At 41.9% G+C, this 15,998-nt stretch carries 12 protein-coding genes; 10 read left to right on the plus strand and 2 right to left on the minus strand.

Annotated elements, in window-relative coordinates:
* Positions 1–379: 379 nt before the first annotated feature.
* Both Q8W40_RS05300 and Q8W40_RS05305 read right to left on the minus strand, forming a co-directional pair.
* Positions 380–700, minus strand: coding sequence for a hypothetical protein (locus tag Q8W40_RS05300; RefSeq protein WP_305396193.1), 321 nt, complete (start codon positions 698–700; stop codon positions 380–382).
* Positions 701–702: 2 nt separating this feature from the next.
* The gene (locus tag Q8W40_RS05305) at positions 703–2,916 is read right to left on the minus strand and encodes a serine/threonine-protein kinase (protein WP_305396194.1); all 2,214 of its coding nucleotides are present in this window, start codon (positions 2,914–2,916) and stop codon (positions 703–705) included.
* A gap of 309 nt (positions 2,917–3,225) precedes the next feature.
* Between Q8W40_RS05305 and tagH the strand changes: the two genes are divergently transcribed.
* The 10 genes from tagH to tssC are packed head-to-tail and all read left to right on the plus strand — an operon-like array spanning position 3,226 to position 15,963.
* Positions 3,226–4,626, plus strand: a complete 1,401-nt coding sequence (gene tagH, locus Q8W40_RS05310; protein ID WP_305396195.1) for a type VI secretion system-associated FHA domain protein TagH — start codon at positions 3,226–3,228, stop codon at positions 4,624–4,626.
* 4 nt (positions 4,627–4,630) lie between these two features.
* Positions 4,631–5,092, plus strand: coding sequence for a type VI secretion system lipoprotein TssJ (tssJ, locus tag Q8W40_RS05315; protein ID WP_305396196.1), 462 nt, complete (start codon positions 4,631–4,633; stop codon positions 5,090–5,092).
* 31 nt (positions 5,093–5,123) lie between these two features.
* A complete protein-coding gene (gene tssK, locus Q8W40_RS05320; protein ID WP_305396197.1) occupies positions 5,124–6,449 on the plus strand; it encodes a type VI secretion system baseplate subunit TssK in 1,326 nt (441 codons plus the stop codon).
* A 15-nt stretch (positions 6,450–6,464) separates the two neighbouring features.
* Positions 6,465–7,793 carry a type VI secretion system protein TssL, long form gene (gene tssL, locus Q8W40_RS05325; RefSeq protein WP_305396198.1) on the plus strand — a complete coding sequence of 443 codons (1,329 nt, stop codon included), beginning with the start codon at positions 6,465–6,467 and terminating at the stop codon, positions 7,791–7,793.
* The gene (tssM, locus tag Q8W40_RS05330) at positions 7,790–11,314 is read left to right on the plus strand and encodes a type VI secretion system membrane subunit TssM (protein WP_305396199.1); all 3,525 of its coding nucleotides are present in this window, start codon (positions 7,790–7,792) and stop codon (positions 11,312–11,314) included. The genes tssL and tssM overlap by 4 nt, the downstream gene beginning before the upstream one ends.
* A complete protein-coding gene (tagF, locus tag Q8W40_RS05335) occupies positions 11,296–11,991 on the plus strand; it encodes a type VI secretion system-associated protein TagF (protein ID WP_305396200.1) in 696 nt (231 codons plus the stop codon). The genes tssM and tagF overlap by 19 nt, the downstream gene beginning before the upstream one ends.
* A 13-nt stretch (positions 11,992–12,004) precedes the next feature.
* A complete protein-coding gene (locus tag Q8W40_RS05340) occupies positions 12,005–12,790 on the plus strand; it encodes a PP2C family protein-serine/threonine phosphatase (RefSeq protein ID WP_101115383.1) in 786 nt (261 codons plus the stop codon).
* Positions 12,791–12,792: 2 nt separating this feature from the next.
* Entirely contained in the window at positions 12,793–13,920 is a 1,128-nt protein-coding gene (tssA, locus tag Q8W40_RS05345) for a type VI secretion system protein TssA (protein ID WP_305396201.1), read from the plus strand.
* A gap of 18 nt (positions 13,921–13,938) precedes the next feature.
* Positions 13,939–14,469, plus strand: coding sequence for a type VI secretion system contractile sheath small subunit (tssB, locus tag Q8W40_RS05350; protein ID WP_305396202.1), 531 nt, complete (start codon positions 13,939–13,941; stop codon positions 14,467–14,469).
* Complete coding sequence (gene tssC / locus Q8W40_RS05355; RefSeq protein WP_305396203.1) at positions 14,470–15,963, plus strand: type VI secretion system contractile sheath large subunit; 1,494 nt, start codon at positions 14,470–14,472, stop codon at positions 15,961–15,963.
* Positions 15,964–15,998 lie beyond the last annotated feature (35 nt).

Here is a 15,998-nt window from a genome sequence, read left to right on the forward strand (position 1 = left end):
CTCTATTAGCTCAATAATAGCTTACTAGATCATCAGTAAGATATATCGATCTTAAAAATGATACAAACAAAATGAGCAATTACCTGCTTAAGACATCCTCTTCCTAAGGATGGGGCTTAACTTTAGTCGATAATATTGCAGAAATAATGACAAATTACAGAACTGAGGATTTTGAAAGGTCAATTTTTTGAACTGATACAGGTGAACAACAGGTTTTTGACGCTGGTTTATAAAAGTCTGTTCTTTTCTTTAGAATTTCGAGGGAAATACTGAGCTTTATCTTAGTTATATCCGTGGAAGAAGTAGGGCGCTAATTAAAAGGCTAAGAAAAATGAGCCAGATTTACCATCTGGCTCATACGCTACGAAAGAGAACTGACCTAGTGATTTCTACCTAAGTTGAGAGCGACAATATCACCTCTGTCCAATTTAAGATGCAGCTGATTGAGTGAAGATTCCAAGTCGAACACACCTACAGTTAATTGGTTTGAAGTGGATACCTGATTAAACAGAGCGTGATAGTTAACACGCCTAACCGAAGACATGTTTAACCATTGCTTCGCGTTTACTCTATCCGCAAATTCTGACGCATCGGCAGGAACCACTTCTTTTGGAAGCAATAGAAAGTGATTTCCGTATCTATCCGTCACCAATGTGTTGGTCTGCTTCGCTTCGTTGATTAATTTGAATAAGTTTTCCAAAACTAACCACCTTGCTTGGACTGCTCAACTTTCTGCAATAATTCATTGGCTTTTTTCATTGCAGCTCTTGCCTGCGAAGCCTTTCTCTTATTCAGCAATAAGTCAGACAGTTCCAAGTAGCGATTCGCGGTATCGGACCTTAGCTTCGCAACGTCTCTAAAGTCACCAGGTACTTTTGTTGCAAAATTATCGATGCTTCCGACTAGGTTATCCAGTTCTTTAATTGTGTTGGACGCATCGAGTGAAGAACGTAATGTACTCAATTCTTCTACATATAGAACGCGAGCTGCTTCGTACGGGTACGGTAATGTGTTACCCGAGTCTAAACTCAGTTGATAGGCGCTTAGAGCTTCGATAGCAGAAGACATTTCATTGCCTTTTTGAAGCAGCGGTTTGTGTTGTTCTACACTTTCAAAAAGAGTGTTGCCAACCGCGATGAGTTCGGAAAGGGTGACCGTATCTTTATCTTTAAGTGCGGTTTCAAATTTTGAACCGTAAACGTCATTAGCCAGTGAAGATGGTTTGAATTGATAATCTGAATTGATGGTTTGCAGATCAAGGAACAACTTGAAAACATTGTCTTTTTTGTCAGCTTTACTATAACGACCTTTTTCAAGGTGAGTATTAATTCGCTGTGCCAATACAGAGAGGGTCGATAATTTACTCGAGCGAATGTCAGCGACAATTGTTTCCAATTCATGAGAGTCTGGGTAGTACTTTTTAGCCTCTACCAAAACCTTTTCTATAGCGTAGTAGTTCGGATACGAGCTTTCTCTGTCGTTTAAGATTTCGTCTATCTGAGTTTCAAATTCAGAGATAATCGCGTCTTTATGGTGGCGCAAAAGCCCTTGCGAGATTACGTCATGATGGCTTGGCTTACTGTCTATCAGTTTTATGACTTCGCTATGCGATGTCTCAAGCAGATTATCATGGTTATGGATACTCGTTTCTAATTGGCTGATACGAGCTTTATGAAGCTCGATTTCGGTTGTCATTTGACCGTAACCGTAGCCTAGCAGTCCGATGAGTCCTATAATAGCCACTCCAGCTGCAATTGCTGGAGTGTGGTTTTTATGCAAGTAGCTCTTTACTTTCTCAGCCGAGTCGAGTTTTGGATCGCTCTCTAGATCGAGGTAATCGTTGATCGCTTTCCACTTTGTGGCTGGCATATTGTCCGGTTTTTTTGCTTTTAAATTTTCTTTCAAAGCAATATTTGCGGGTTTGCGACCATAAGGATGTTTGCAACTTAGGAGCTCGTAGGCGATACAGGCAAAAGCGAACAGATCATCGGTATGCTTGGGGTCTTTGCCATCAATGAGATTAATGGAGGCATAATTAGGTGTGTATCCACCGACATTGTCGTTAGTCTCTTTACGAGCAGCAGCGTATTGGTCTTGTTTTAATTTAAAAGTCTTTGACACACCAAAATCAAATATTTTGATCTGACCATCAGAGTTAAGCATGATGTTCGCAGGTTTCAGATCGGCATGCACTATGTCTTGATGATGCGCGTAATGAAGTGCGTCTAGAATTTGATCCAATAACGCGAGCGCTTTTCCATATTGTAAACCTGATGGGCGGGAACGCTGGATCAGCTGTTCTAAAGTTTCCCCATCAAGGTACTCCATTACGAGATAGTAAATTTGTTGATCGACCCCAAAATCAAACACTCGGATGATATTGGGGTGGCTTAGTTTCTGAGTGTTTTGCGCTTCTCGAATCAGCATCCGTGCTGTTTCAGGTTGGCTTGTGTACTCTTTTTGCAGAATCTTCAAAGCTACATACGGAGACTCAGAGCCCGAAGACTCCAATACTTTGTCTTTGGCACGGTACACATCACACAACCCGCCATGACCAATCAAGGCTTCTAGCTTGTAACGCCCTTTAACAAGAGTACCAACTAGGCTTTCGGCGTTTGAAACATTTTGAGTGTTTGTTGCTTTAGCTTGCGGTGGTTTGGTTGGTGATTTTGAGGATACAGGGCTTACTGTTACGTCTTTATCGGTTGACTTAGAGACTGCGGGAGTAGTCTTTGTTTCTGAAGGTTTGGGCGTTGGTTCTACCTTGCTTTTCGGATCCGGCTTACTTGACGTTTTAGAAGGTTCTTTCGCTTTTGGCGAAGGAACATTAGGTTTACGATCCATCTTAACAATTTGAGTGCGATCACCATCTTGTGGTTTTGTCGGCTCTTTAGGGGGAAGTTTATCTTTTGACATCTAGCGAACTCCAAGTTGAATGTCAGTAAGGTTAGGCACCCAGAATTTCGAAACAATTACTACGAACGAAAGTTTCGGCTTAGATAACAGTCAAAAGAAAATTGGTGAAGTGAATATTTTTTAAAATTTGAACTGCGCTGTATAAATCATTTTTCGTTGCAAAATACATTTCAAATTAATAGTTATTTTAATCATAGTTCAGGCTAATTTAATTGGCATGTTATTGTTATATCTATCATTGATAATGAGAGTAACTGTTTATTCTTTTTTATAAAACTAAAATTTATAGAATGTTGGTTTGAGGTTATTATGGGAATAGTGCTGTCTATAAACAGCTTTCATAAATTCACATCTGAAATACAGAGCGAATTTGAATTTAGTGATAATAATGTCAAAGATTCAATTAAGCTCGGGCGAGCAGAAAGTTGTGATTGGATATTACCTGACCCAGAAAGAGTGGTTTCTAGTGTTCACGCCGAATTAATTAGATTTGGCGAGGATTATTTAATAAGAGATCTATCAACAAATGGCTTATTTATTAATAGGTCAGTAACTCCAGTTGGTAGTGGCAATGAAATAAAACTTAATGATAACGATATCATTACGTTTGGTGAGTATGAAATATTAGTAGAACTTAAATCCAGTGCTCAAGATACACTTCACTTTCATAATGACACCGATAACCATAATATTTTTGGTCAATCAGACATAAGCAGTTTTGAACAATCAAAACCATTCGAGTCTGAAGTGGTGAATAATAAATTCCAAGATGATTTTGTAAATAGCTTGTCCAATGAGCCTGTTTTCGAAAGTGATATTGGTCTTACGGACGATTTCTTCAATTTGTCTGAAACCCACGTAACCAATGAGTTAGTGGGAGACACACCCGTTGCTGAAAATGTGCAGCATGCACAGTCTACGCAAGCTCGTTCATCTCTTCAAGAATCACCTGTACAGAACAAGGTCATTGAAAAAGAAGAGGCGGTATTACAAGCTCGGTCAAATCCGCAGCCTGTTTCTCCTACACCAAGTAACGAAATCGAACGACCAATACCGGGCAGATCGGCTCCACGTCCAAGTCAACCGCAGAGAGCACCAGATTCACCTCTTCAAGTAAACTCGCAAGCCAACTCCAATGAGTTGGATGCATTTTTAAGTGGTCTGGGAATATCTCGAAATATGGTTCCAACTCAACATTCTGATGAGTGGTTCAAACAATTGGGAGAGTCATTTTCACTGCTACTAGGTGGCTTAATGGACACGCTTCATCATCGTGCTGAATTCAAGCAAACCAACCGATTGAACCATACTGCATTTCAGCGACATGAAAACAACCCGCTTAAGTTTTCCGCAAATTTAGAAGACGCAATACATAATTTATATAATCGAAACTCTTCAAGTTTTCTCGGACCACAAAATGCAATCCAAGAAGCGTTTGATGATATAGAAAAGCACGAGAAAGCGTTAATGCAAGGGGTAGATGGCGCAGTTAAAGGTGTTATGGGCTTGCTTAATCCAGATTACATTTCATCTATGAATGCTGGTGATGGCGTATTAGAAAAAATAATTCCAGGAAAGACTCAAGCGAATTTTTGGAAGAATTACGAAAAACAGTATTTAGATCTAACAAATGAGCTGGAAGGAAATTCAATTCCATTTTATTTAGAAGACTTTGCGAAATCATACGAAATGGCTTTGAAAAAAGGGTGAGGACATGAATATTAAAACAAAATTATCAATAGTAAGTTTATTTTTTGCATTTCTGCTTACGGGTTGCTCGGTAGCTAATTATGTCGTTCCGGCTTATGCGACGTTAGAGTTCGAAGTGAGTAATAAAGCGAACCCAGATCTAAATGGACGCCCTTCTCCTGTCGTTATTCATGTATATGAACTGACTTCAAATACACTTTTTGAAAGCCAAGATTTCTTTTCTCTTTACGAAGAACCGGAAGTTGTTCTTGGTCCTGACTTAATTAACAAGCAAGAATTTACATTTGCACCAGGCAGCGTAGAGCATTATGAAGTTAGCATGAATGCTGAAGTTAAATACGTAGGTGTGATTGCGGCATACCGTGATATTGAAAATGCAAACTGGCGTAAGATTATCCCTGTAGATAAGACGGGATATGACAAGCACAAATTAATAATTGGTGAACTTTCAATCGCTGTTGAGTAATTTCTGAAGTACAAATAGGTTTTCTAATTTAATGAGTGATTTTTCTCCCATCGCGTGGTGTGAGGGCATGTTTTTGCGCCCTCAACACTTCCAGCAGCAAGAAAGAGCCATCAATTTTGAGGCGAAAGAAATTCAACAATTGCTTTCCCCCTATTCTTGGGGTGTCTCTTCTATAAAATTTAATCATGCCTTATTGAAAGAAGGTCAACTTCATTTAGAGCACTGTCAGGCAATCATGCAAGACATGACTTTGGTGAATGTACCAGTTAAGGATAATTCACCTAATCCGCTAAACGTTGATCAAGAAGCGAAGGATGTGTTCATCGTACTAGCAATCCCTGCGGATAAAGTGCGCGGACAAAACATTGCTTCTGATTCCGAGGAGTTGGTCACTCGTTATATTTATGCGGATCAGTCGGTTACTGATGTAGTCACAGGGCAAGATGAAGAAATCTTGCAGCTTGCCTCTCTGCGTATCCAGCTAAAAGTTACTAACGATAAGCTACCTGGTTATCACTCCATTCGGGTGGCAAAGATCAAGGAAGTAACGACGGAAGGAGCGATTGTTCTCGATCAGGATTTTATTCCGCCTTCTTTAAATGCCAATAAAAATGAGACAATCCATAAATATCTAAACAATATTGTCGCGATGATAAAGATACGTGCAGATGCTCTAGCCCAGAGATTAGGGCAGGGTAAATCGGCATCTGCATCTGCGGTCGATTTTGTTATGTTACAAATGCTAAATCGCCACGAAACAACGTTACGCCATTTCAGCCAGTGTGCAGACTTGCATCCTTTTCAATTGACGACCGCATTGTATGGCTTGATTGGTGAACTCGCGACATTTTCCACCAAGTCAAAACGACCCCCTGTACTCCCTAAATACAAGCATGGAGATATGGCTGAACTCTTCCACGTGGTTCACCAAATGCTCAGCCAGTATTTAAGCGTAGTACTTGAACAAACTGCGACTAAGTTACCACTTGAAATCAGGCAGTATGGAATCCGTGTATCGAGCATTCCAGACAAAAATATTTTATCGAAGTGTCAGTTTGTTTTAGCGATAAAAGCGGATGTTGCTAGTGAAGAATTACGAGCAAAACTACCATCGCAAATTAAGTTGGGTCCTGTCGAGAATATACGAGATCTCATCAACAACCAGCTTCATGGTATAGCCATTTCACCATTAACCGTCGTGCCTAGGCAAATTCCTTATCAAGCAGGGTATCAGTATTTTGAAGTGACCAAGAAAGGTCCTTACTGGCAACGCCTAAAAGAAAGTGGTGGTCTTGCTATTCATATATCTGGCAATTATCCAGGTATTGATATCGAGTTATGGACAATTAACCAATAAAGTTGAAGTAGAGAGATGGAAGACACTGTAATGAAGCCCACTCCAGGGCGAAGAGGTGGTGCGAAACCTGCACCAGCAGCGCCAACACCGCCTGCTCCACAAGAAGGCGACAGCACAGTATTGCTAACGAAGGTAATTCGTGAAGAAAAATCATCAAGCGTAATTGCTTTTGGAAAAAATTTGCTCCTTGCTGAAGCCAATGTTGTTTTGTCTTTAGTTGGGCAAATTCGTGCAACGGCTCAATATGGTGATGTACAACAATTGCGTGATGCGTTTGTGCAAAAAGTTCGTGATTATGAAACGCGCTTACGTTTACAAAATGCTCGTAACCAAGATATTGATACAGCGCGGTTTTGTTTATGTTGCCTTATTGATGAAACCGTTTTAAATACGGTTTGGGGTGGTCAATCTATCTGGGTGGACAATTCACTACTCTCTACTTTTTACTCAAATACGCAAGGTGGTGAGCAATTCTATGATTTCCTCGACAAAGCCATGTCTGCTCCAACAGAAAGCTTAGATATTCTCCAGCTTCAATATATTTGTATGTCTTTAGGATTCATTGGGCGATACCGACTTGAAAAGAATGGGATTGAATCTCATCGCAGTCTTAGACAAAGAGTGCATGATGTTATTACTGCTGTGAGCGAGCGTCCGCCAAAAGTACTTAGTGATGGATGGCAAGATAAGGTTCGTATCGGTGAAGAGACGACGGAAAGTACACCTGTATGGGTAACCCTATCTATTGCTGGCGCACTACTAGCTGCAACGTATATGGGATTCAATTACAAAATCAACGAAGAGTCGAACCAAACATTTACAAATCTGCTTAATCTTATCCCTTCTGTAGAGATAACTGAATCAACACCTTTGGCAGACGTTGCGCCTGTGGCTAAGCGTATTCAAGACTATTTAGCGACAGAAACAGAGCGTGGGATGGTTGAGATTCAACAGTTGCCTGATCGAGTGAGGATTTCGTTCTCAGCCAACGAGTTATTTGATTCTGGAAGTGCCGAACTAGTGCAACATATTCGTCCAGTTTTATCCAAAGTAGGGCGTTCACTTGAAGGGACCAAAGGTCGAATCATGATTGTAGGGCATACCGACAATAAACCCATTTTTACAAGTAAATTCCCATCTAATTGGCATTTATCTCTTGCACGAGCGACTTCAGTTACGAATCATCTTGCGTCGAGTAGTAACTTGGTTGGTCGATTGATTCCTGAAGGAATGGGGGATGCAAGACCTCTTGTTGACAACGATACAGAGGCAAATCGTGCGAAAAACCGACGGGTCGAGATTGACTTAATGGTGGTTCAAAGAGCAGCAGGAGAAGAACAGTGAGTTTGAAAGCGGTAGGTAAATTTGTCAGCCAAAAGTGGTTTGTTGGCTTAATCGGTTTGATCGCCCTTTCTCTAATGATCTGGCTAGTTGGACCATTGATAGCGGTAGCGGGTCATGAGCCTTTAAAGAGTGAAACATCGCGATTTCTAGTCCTACTCGGTCTGATGTTTATCTGGGGTGTGGTTAATATTCGTCAACAAAAGAAAGAGAAAAAAGAAGAAGACGAAAGCATACAGTCGTTACTTGAAGTTAACGCACAAGAAGATGAAGAATCGGCAGCGGAGATTGATCTGTTAAAAGGTCGAATTGACCAAGCGATCCAAGTATTAAACAAATCCGGTAAGCGCGGAAAACAAAGTATATACAAGCTTCCGTGGTACGTTTTAATCGGTCCTCCAGGAACGGGTAAGACTACGGCGTTAGCAAATTCTGGATTGGAGTTTCCACTGTCTGACAGTTTAGGGCAAGACCCTCTTTCTGGAATTGGTGGAACGAGACATTGTGATTGGTGGTTTACCAACAAAGCTGTACTTATCGACACTGCGGGTCGCTATACAACTCAAGATAGCCATTCAGAAAAAGACTCTAAAGCATGGTTAGGTTTTTTAGGTTTACTTAAGAAATACAGAACTAAGCGCCCTATTAATGGAGCAATTGTTGCCGTTAGTTTGGTCAGCTTGATGAGCCAAACTCGCACTGAGCGAGGAATGCATGCTCGAGCAATCAAAGCACGTATTCAAGAACTAAAAAATCAGTTAGGAATGCAATTTCCTATCTACATTGTGTTTACTAAAGCGGATTTAATTGCAGGCTTTAATGAGTACTTTGCCGATTTAGAAGATGAGGAAAGAGATCAGTTACTTGGGTTCATGTTCCCCGAATCTTGTGATGACGAAAAAGGTGTCATCTCTCTTTTCAATAAAGAATTTCATCACATGCTCGAAAGTCTAGATAAGCGCATGAATAAGCGTCTTGAGCAAGAAACCGATCTAGATAAGCGAGCGCTGATTTTTGAATTTCCTAAACAACTTCGCATGCTTCAAGCCAATGCTGATGAATTTTTAGGTGACATTTTTGCCAAAAACGCTTTTGAAGAGTCAACGATGATTCGTGGCGTTTTTGTCGTTAGTTCAGTGCAAGAGGGAATGCCAATAGACCGCGTAATGAACGAAACTTCATCGGGTCTCGGGCTGTCTCAACTTTCTCTCAAAACAAGCTCCAAAGAATCGGTAAGCTACTTTATTCGCTCTTTGTTTGAAGACATCATTTTTAAAGAGCAGTACCTTGGCAGCGTAAACCGTCATCATCAAAAACAAAACCGTTGGGTGAAACACGGCGCGTTGGCGTTTAGCCTAATCAGTGTTGTGGCATTTGGTGCGATTTGGTTCCAAAGCTTCCAATGGAATAAGCAACTCATTAATGAATCAGACAGTCGAATCGCAGAAATCGACAGTCAAGTGAAACGCATTGACTTTAACTTTGAAGATAACCTAATTGAGTCATTGGCATTGCTCGATCAAGTCATGCAGTTACCTATGGGTTACGCGGGTTACTACGAAGATGTCGATGGTATTAAGAAGTTTGGTTTGTACCAAGGTGACAAGATTGGTCAGCCTGCAAAAGCGGCGTATCACCAAGCGTTAAAGGGGTACTTTTCTAAGCTTTTAGAATCTGCGTTGATTGAAGAAATGAATGAAAATCAAGCGCACCGTGAATACCTGTATGAAACACTAAAAACCTATTTGATGTTGTTCAATACAGAGAGATTTGATCTTGTTCATGTAGAAAGTTGGTTTGAGCTTTATTTCGAAAAGAATTTCCCAGGGGAGTTCAATGAAGAAAAGCGAGCTTCGCTCATGCAGCATACTAAAAACCTACTTCTAAATGACGATTTAGGGTTATACGTTAATCACGATGCGGTAAGAGATGCGAGAAACGTTCTTACACAGCTTCCTTTGGCTGAGCGCGCATACCAGCGTATGAAATTACAGTTTATCAAAAGCCACGTACCTTCTTTCAGGCTTACGGATGTTTTGGGATCTCAGAGTCTTAGTCAATTTGAAAGAAAGAGTGGAAAGCCTCTATCTGCAGGTGTTCCGGGCTTCTACACGTTCAATGGTTTCCATAGCATTTTCCAAATGCAAATAAGCCGTACAGTGAAGAACTTAATGGAAGATAACTGGGTCTACGGGGACAATATTGATATTCATACTGTCGATCATGATTTGGCAGTTAAGGGCGTACGCGAGCGATACTACCGAGATTACATTTATGAGTGGGAATCTCTAATTAATGACATCTCTCTTAAAGCGACCCCAAGCTTAGAGTTAAGCCTGATTCAAAGCCGCATACTTTCGAGTTCAGAAAGGCCTATTGAGTCCTTCTTGAAAGCGGTACAAAAAGAAGTGTCGCTTACAAAAGTTTCACTAAGCCAAAATGAGAAAGTAGCAGCGGAAGTCGCGACGAAAGCTGCAGATGTCGCTCTGCATAATAAGAAAAATGCCATAGGGCGCTTTATGCCTACAGAGAATACAAACCTTGCGATTTCGCTTCCAGGAAAAGAAGTAGAAAGAGCATTTAAAGGCATTGTTAAGATTGAGCAGCAAGACTTTGAGCTAATCAATCAGTCTTTGGTTGGTTTACGTGAGTACTTAGCCGATCTTTCCAGCTCTGGTAATAATCAAAAATTGGCTTACAAGAGCATTTTGGATGGCACGGTGACTGAAGACGTCGCTCGCTCTCTTAAACGCACAAATGCCATCTTACCTTCACCATTCAATCGGTGGTTAGTGGGTTTGTCTCATGAATCAACACGCTTGGCAGAAAAAGGCTCACAGGTGCACCTGAATCAGATTTGGAAATCACAAGTCGTGAAGGCGTACGAGCGCAGCATTAAGGGACGCTATCCGTTTAGCCCAGCAGCTAAGCGAGAAGTGAACCTGAAAGATTTCAAACGCTTCTTTGGTTACGGCGGAACGTTAGACAGTTTCTTCACTGACTACTTGGAACCGTTTGTTGATACATCTGGTCGTAATTGGCGTTTTGAAAAAGAAATCGGCGTTAGCCAAGAAACACTTGTTGTATTCCAGCGCGCAGAAAAAATACGACAAACGTTTTTCGAATCAGATAACTCAGTCAAAATCGATTTTGGATTGAGACCGAAATACCTCGATCAACACATCTCAAAGTTTAAGCTTGAGCTGGGTTCTCAAAAGTTGGTTTATAGCCATGGACCGGAAAGGACACAAAGTTTGTCGTGGCCTTCAAGCAGCTCAGAAACGCGCATTATATTTATACCGCCGAACTCCTCGCGAGAAATATCGCATACCTATGAAGGGCAGTGGGGTCTATATAAAATGCTGGATCAATCCCTAAAAGCACGCCCTGAAACAAGAAAAGATAATATCGTAATGATTGATCTTAAGGGCAATAAAGTGCAATTGGAGCTGATCCCAACCAGCACAATTAATCCATTTTGGTCGAACGATATGGAGCGTTTCTCATGCCCTCAAACCTTATAACAGAGCAATGGGGCTATTTTGGGAAAATTCCAGCAAAAGGGGACTTCATCCAAGAGTCCCTACCATTGGATTTTTTGAAAACTTGGCAAGATTGGCAACAAGCTATTTTAGCTGTCAGCCGTGAACAGCTAGAAGAAAGCTGGACGAGCCACTACATGAATGCGCCAATTTGGAACTTTGCATTACCCGCCAATGTTTGTGGGGAAAAAGCCATGATTGGCACGATGATTCCCAGCGTAGATTCGGTAGGTCGTTACTACTTTTTCACTTTGGCTCGACCTGTAGATGGAACCGCAATTTCATACTGGTTGGATAGAGCTTGGAGTGAGAGGGCAGAAGAACAGGCGTTAGCTGTACTTGAGGATAATTTCCAGATAGAGCAATGGAATACTCAGTTGCTAAACGAAGCGTGGGAAGCTGTTCTATCTCGCGATCCGGTGTTAAAAGCGACCCCAATGAGTGGTGAGTTTCAAAACCTCATATACGAAGAACAAATTCCGTTAGAAGGAGATCATCTCCTTCAACATTTATTGAAAACGCAACTTCCAAGAACGTGTTTCTGGTGGACGGAAGGATCGGAAAGTATTCCGGCTATTTCGACCTTTACCGATGGTTTACCAGCCGTTGGGCAGTTTTCAGCCATGTTGGATGGTAATTGGGACCAATGGAATTGGTAAGGAGTAAAACATTATGAATTGGAATATCTTTACCTTTTCAAAAACCCACCCAGGGAAAGTGAGACCTTACAACGAAGACTCGCTTCTTGATTTGTCCGCTAAAAGAGTTTGGGTAGTAGCAGATGGAATGGGAGGGCATGAAGCTGGTGACATCGCGAGTCAAATGTTGGTCGATACAATTGAAAAGTATGCAAATGAGCATCAAGACTTTGCCATTGACGATCTAAGACGTGCGGTACTCCAAGCTAACCAGTCAATTTATGAATACGCAAAATCAAACCTCGACGGTAAAACCATGGGTACAACGTTGGTTTTGTTGTACATACAAGATGGCTTCTATCACTGCCTATGGGTAGGAGACAGTCGAATTTACTTGATGAGAGACAACCAACTTGTACAAAAAACTCGTGATCACAGCCAAGTTATGGACTTGGTTGATCAAGGGTTATTGAACTTCGATGATGCAGAGAGCCATCCGCTGGCTAATGTAATAACCAGAGCAATTGGTGTTGAACCCGATGTTGTTATAGATCAGGTCTCGGGTCAGTTGGTGCCTGGCGATCAGTTTCTTCTGTGTAGTGATGGATTAACCAAAGAGCTTAACAACTCAGAAATATCACGAACGTTACAAGCTGATGCAGTGAGCCAGTCAGGTTTAGCCTTAATGCATTCCGCGTTAGTTCGCGGTGCGCAAGACAACGTGACATGCGCACTTATCAAGGCGATGGCAGCTGAGTATTCCGCAGAAGTCGCACAGTCGAATGACGCAACCGTCCCTATTTTTGCTAGAGGTCGCTAACCATGGTGTATGAAGCGTCAGATTTTGAATGGATTGAGCAGGCACTGTTGCCTATTTCTTCTGAGCTCCCGTCGGGTACAGATCCAAGATCAGATATCAGCCCTCAGTCTGCATATTTTCGCTTAAAAGACTTGAGAATGGTTGCTCGAAATGAAGAGCGAAATGCGATCATTTCAGAAGAACCACTATTGAGCTATGTAAATCTTTGGAGTGCTTTCTTAGAGACAGTGCCTGAGCAACTTACCGGGCAATCCAAAGATTTAGAACTCGTTGCATGGTTAATCGAAGCGATGACCCGAGCGTATGGATTCAAAGGTTTTGCAGAAGGTTACTCGCTGGCTGCCGGCCTGATTGAAGGGTTTTGGGAAACACTGCATCCAATGCCCGACGAAGATGGGATAGAAACACGCGTCACACCAATTATTGGTCTGAATGGTATGGAAAAAGAAGGGACTCTACTGTTTCCTATTTCCTCCATTCCACTAACAGAAGCTTATACAGGTCAGTCCTATGCTTACTGGGAATACCAGCAGGCCATCGATTTAGAGCGATTAGACGAAGACAAGAAACGTCAAAAAATTGATTCAGGGGCAGTTGATCTCAAGTCCATTCAAGATGCAGTAGCGCAAACATCGAAAGAGTTTTATCTGCAGTTGGGAAGCGAACTAGAACAGGCAATTGCAGCATTTGACCGATACAGCCACTCCATGGATGAAGCCTGTGGTGAGGTTATGCCTAGCTCTCATATTCAAAAGAAGCTTGAAGCTATCCAGTCTGCGCTTAATCACTTGGCGGGCGACAAGCTTACAGTGGAAGCTGAACCTGTATTGGAAGATTTACCTGCAGATTTAGAAGAATCTGAAACTAACGAAGCAAGTGCGCCAGTTCAAGCCGGGCAACTACTGGCAGCCAATTTAGCTTCAAGAGAACACGCAATTGAACAATTGCAAAAGATAGCCGATTTTTTTAAAGAAACTGAACCGCACTCTCCCGTTTCGTACTCAATCGAACAGGTGGTGAGGTGGTGTGATATGCCTTTGCCAGAGCTACTGGCAGAGCTTATTTCTGATGGAGAAGCCAAAAATGGCTACTTCCGTTTGGTTGGCATAGTAGACCAAAATGGTGAATAACAAAAAAGGGAGAGTCCTATGACGAGTATCCACTCGAAACTGTCACGAGTAAGGAAGCCTCGTGTCCATATTACGTACGATGTAGAAACTGAAAATGCTTCACTGAAAAAAGAGTTGCCTTTTGTTCTAGGCGTTATGGGTGATTTTGCAGGCCATAACACTGAAGCTCTGAAGCCTTTGAAAGATCGTCGCTTCATTCAAATTGATCGAGACAATTTCGATGATGTTTTGAAAAAAATGAGCCCGAGTCTTTCTTTCAAGGTTGACAATAAGTTGGCTGATGATGACTCAACGTTCAGCGTTGATCTTCAGTTTAAATCTCTGAAGGACTTTGAGCCGGCATCGATTGTTAACCAAGTTGACCCGCTACGTAAGTTAATGGAAACGCGTAATAAGCTTCGTGATCTTATGACAAAAGTGGACCGTTCAGAGGAGCTTGAAGATGTCCTTGAATCTGTTCTGAATAATACCGACAACTTGAGTCAGTTGGCGGGTGAATTGAACCTGAACGAAGATGGTTCTGGTGATAAGAAAGAAGGAGGTGAGTAAATGAGCACTCAAACTGAGCAGCAGTTAGATCCCACTACTGGTGAACAGAGCGTATCTTTCTTAGACCAAGCTATCGGTGCAACTAAGCAAACCGAGGCTTCTCGTGCTGAAGAGTTAATCAAAACATTAACTGAAGAAGCGATGAAAGGTACAGTTACATGGAACAAGAACTTAACGGTAACGTTCCGCGAAGCAATTTCAGCACTAGACGCTAAGATTTCTAAACAGCTTGCTGAAGTTATGCACCACCCTGAACTTCAAAAGCTTGAGGGTACATGGCGCGGATTACATTACCTTACGTCTAACTCAGAAACCAGTTCAACTCTTAAGATTCGATTAATGAGTCTGACTAAAAAAGAGTTGCACAAAGATCTGAGTAAAGCGGTAGAGTTCGACCAAAGCCAGATCTTCAAGAAAGTTTATGAATCTGAGTTCGGTAGTGCCGGTGGTGAACCTTATGGTGCCATTATCGGTGATTACGAATTCACTAACCACCCTGAAGATATTGAGACATTAGGCTTAATGTCTAATGTAGCCGCCGCAGGTTTTGCGCCTTTCCTATCCGCCGCTTCGCCAGCATTGTTTGGCTTTGACGAATGGACTGAATTATCTAAGCCTCGTGATCTCGAGAAAGTATTTGAATCTCTAGAATATGCGCAGTGGCGTTCATTCCGTGAAAGCGATGATTCTCGTTTTGTTTCTCTAACGATGCCTAAAGTACTTGCTCGTCTTCCATATGGTGAAGCAACAGCACCTGTTGAAGAGTTTGGTTATGAAGAGTTTGATGTAGACCCAGTATCAGGTGTTGCAATCAATGCCCAACATAATGATTACTGCTGGATGAACTCATCCTATGTAATGGGTGCTAAGCTTACGGACGCATTCGCGAAATATGGATTCTGTACTGCTATTCGTGGTGCTGAAGGCGGTGGTCGTGTTGAAAACTTACCAACACACTTTTTCCAGAGTGATGATGGCGATCCAGACATGAAGTGCCCAACAGAAATTGGGATTACAGACCGTCGTGAGTCTGAGCTAGGTAAACTTGGCTTCTTGCCTCTTTGTCATTATAAGAATACGAATTACGCTGTATTCTTCGGTGCTCAAACTTGTCAAAAACCTGCGAAATACGATAACCCAGATGCGACGGCAAACGCTGCAATTTCGGCTCGTCTTCCTTATATGATGGCGACATCTCGTTTTGCTCATTACTTGAAAGTGATGGCGCGAGACAAGATTGGTAGCTTTATGGAAGCGGAAGATGTTGAAACTTGGCTAAACCGCTGGATCCTAACTTATGTGAATGCATCGGAAGGTGGTGGTCAGGAAATTCGTGCAAGATATCCTTTGGCAGACGCAAAAGTGGAAGTAAAAGAAATTCCAGGAAGCCCAGGTTCATACAATGCCGTTGCATGGTTGAAGCCGTGGCTGCAAATGGAAGAACTGACTGCATCATTGCGCTTAGTTGCGAAAATTCCTGAGTCAGGAAGCTAATGATAAAAATGGCTGACCTTCGGGTCAGCCACAAT

The organism is Vibrio penaeicida, assembly GCF_030689305.1.
Classification (GTDB): Bacteria; Pseudomonadota; Gammaproteobacteria; order Enterobacterales; family Vibrionaceae; genus Vibrio; species Vibrio penaeicida_B.

What these genes read in the sequence shown, in the direction of transcription:
- tssB (WP_305396202.1), top strand. Translation starts at nt 13,939, where the DNA reads ATGACGAGTATCCACTCGAAACTGTCACGAGTAAGGAAGCCTCGTGTC.
- tssA (WP_305396201.1), top strand. Translation starts at nt 12,793, where the DNA reads ATGGTGTATGAAGCGTCAGATTTTGAATGGATTGAGCAGGCACTGTTG.
- tssC (WP_305396203.1), top strand. Translation starts at nt 14,470, where the DNA reads ATGAGCACTCAAACTGAGCAGCAGTTAGATCCCACTACTGGTGAACAG.
- Q8W40_RS05340 (WP_101115383.1), top strand. Translation starts at nt 12,005, where the DNA reads ATGAATTGGAATATCTTTACCTTTTCAAAAACCCACCCAGGGAAAGTG.
- tagH (WP_305396195.1), top strand. Translation starts at nt 3,226, where the DNA reads ATGGGAATAGTGCTGTCTATAAACAGCTTTCATAAATTCACATCTGAA.
- tssL (WP_305396198.1), top strand. Translation starts at nt 6,465, where the DNA reads ATGGAAGACACTGTAATGAAGCCCACTCCAGGGCGAAGAGGTGGTGCG.
- tssJ (WP_305396196.1), top strand. Translation starts at nt 4,631, where the DNA reads ATGAATATTAAAACAAAATTATCAATAGTAAGTTTATTTTTTGCATTT.
- tssK (WP_305396197.1), top strand. Translation starts at nt 5,124, where the DNA reads ATGAGTGATTTTTCTCCCATCGCGTGGTGTGAGGGCATGTTTTTGCGC.
- Q8W40_RS05305 (WP_305396194.1), bottom strand. Translation starts at nt 2,916, where the DNA reads ATGTCAAAAGATAAACTTCCCCCTAAAGAGCCGACAAAACCACAAGAT.
- tagF (WP_305396200.1), top strand. Translation starts at nt 11,296, where the DNA reads ATGCCCTCAAACCTTATAACAGAGCAATGGGGCTATTTTGGGAAAATT.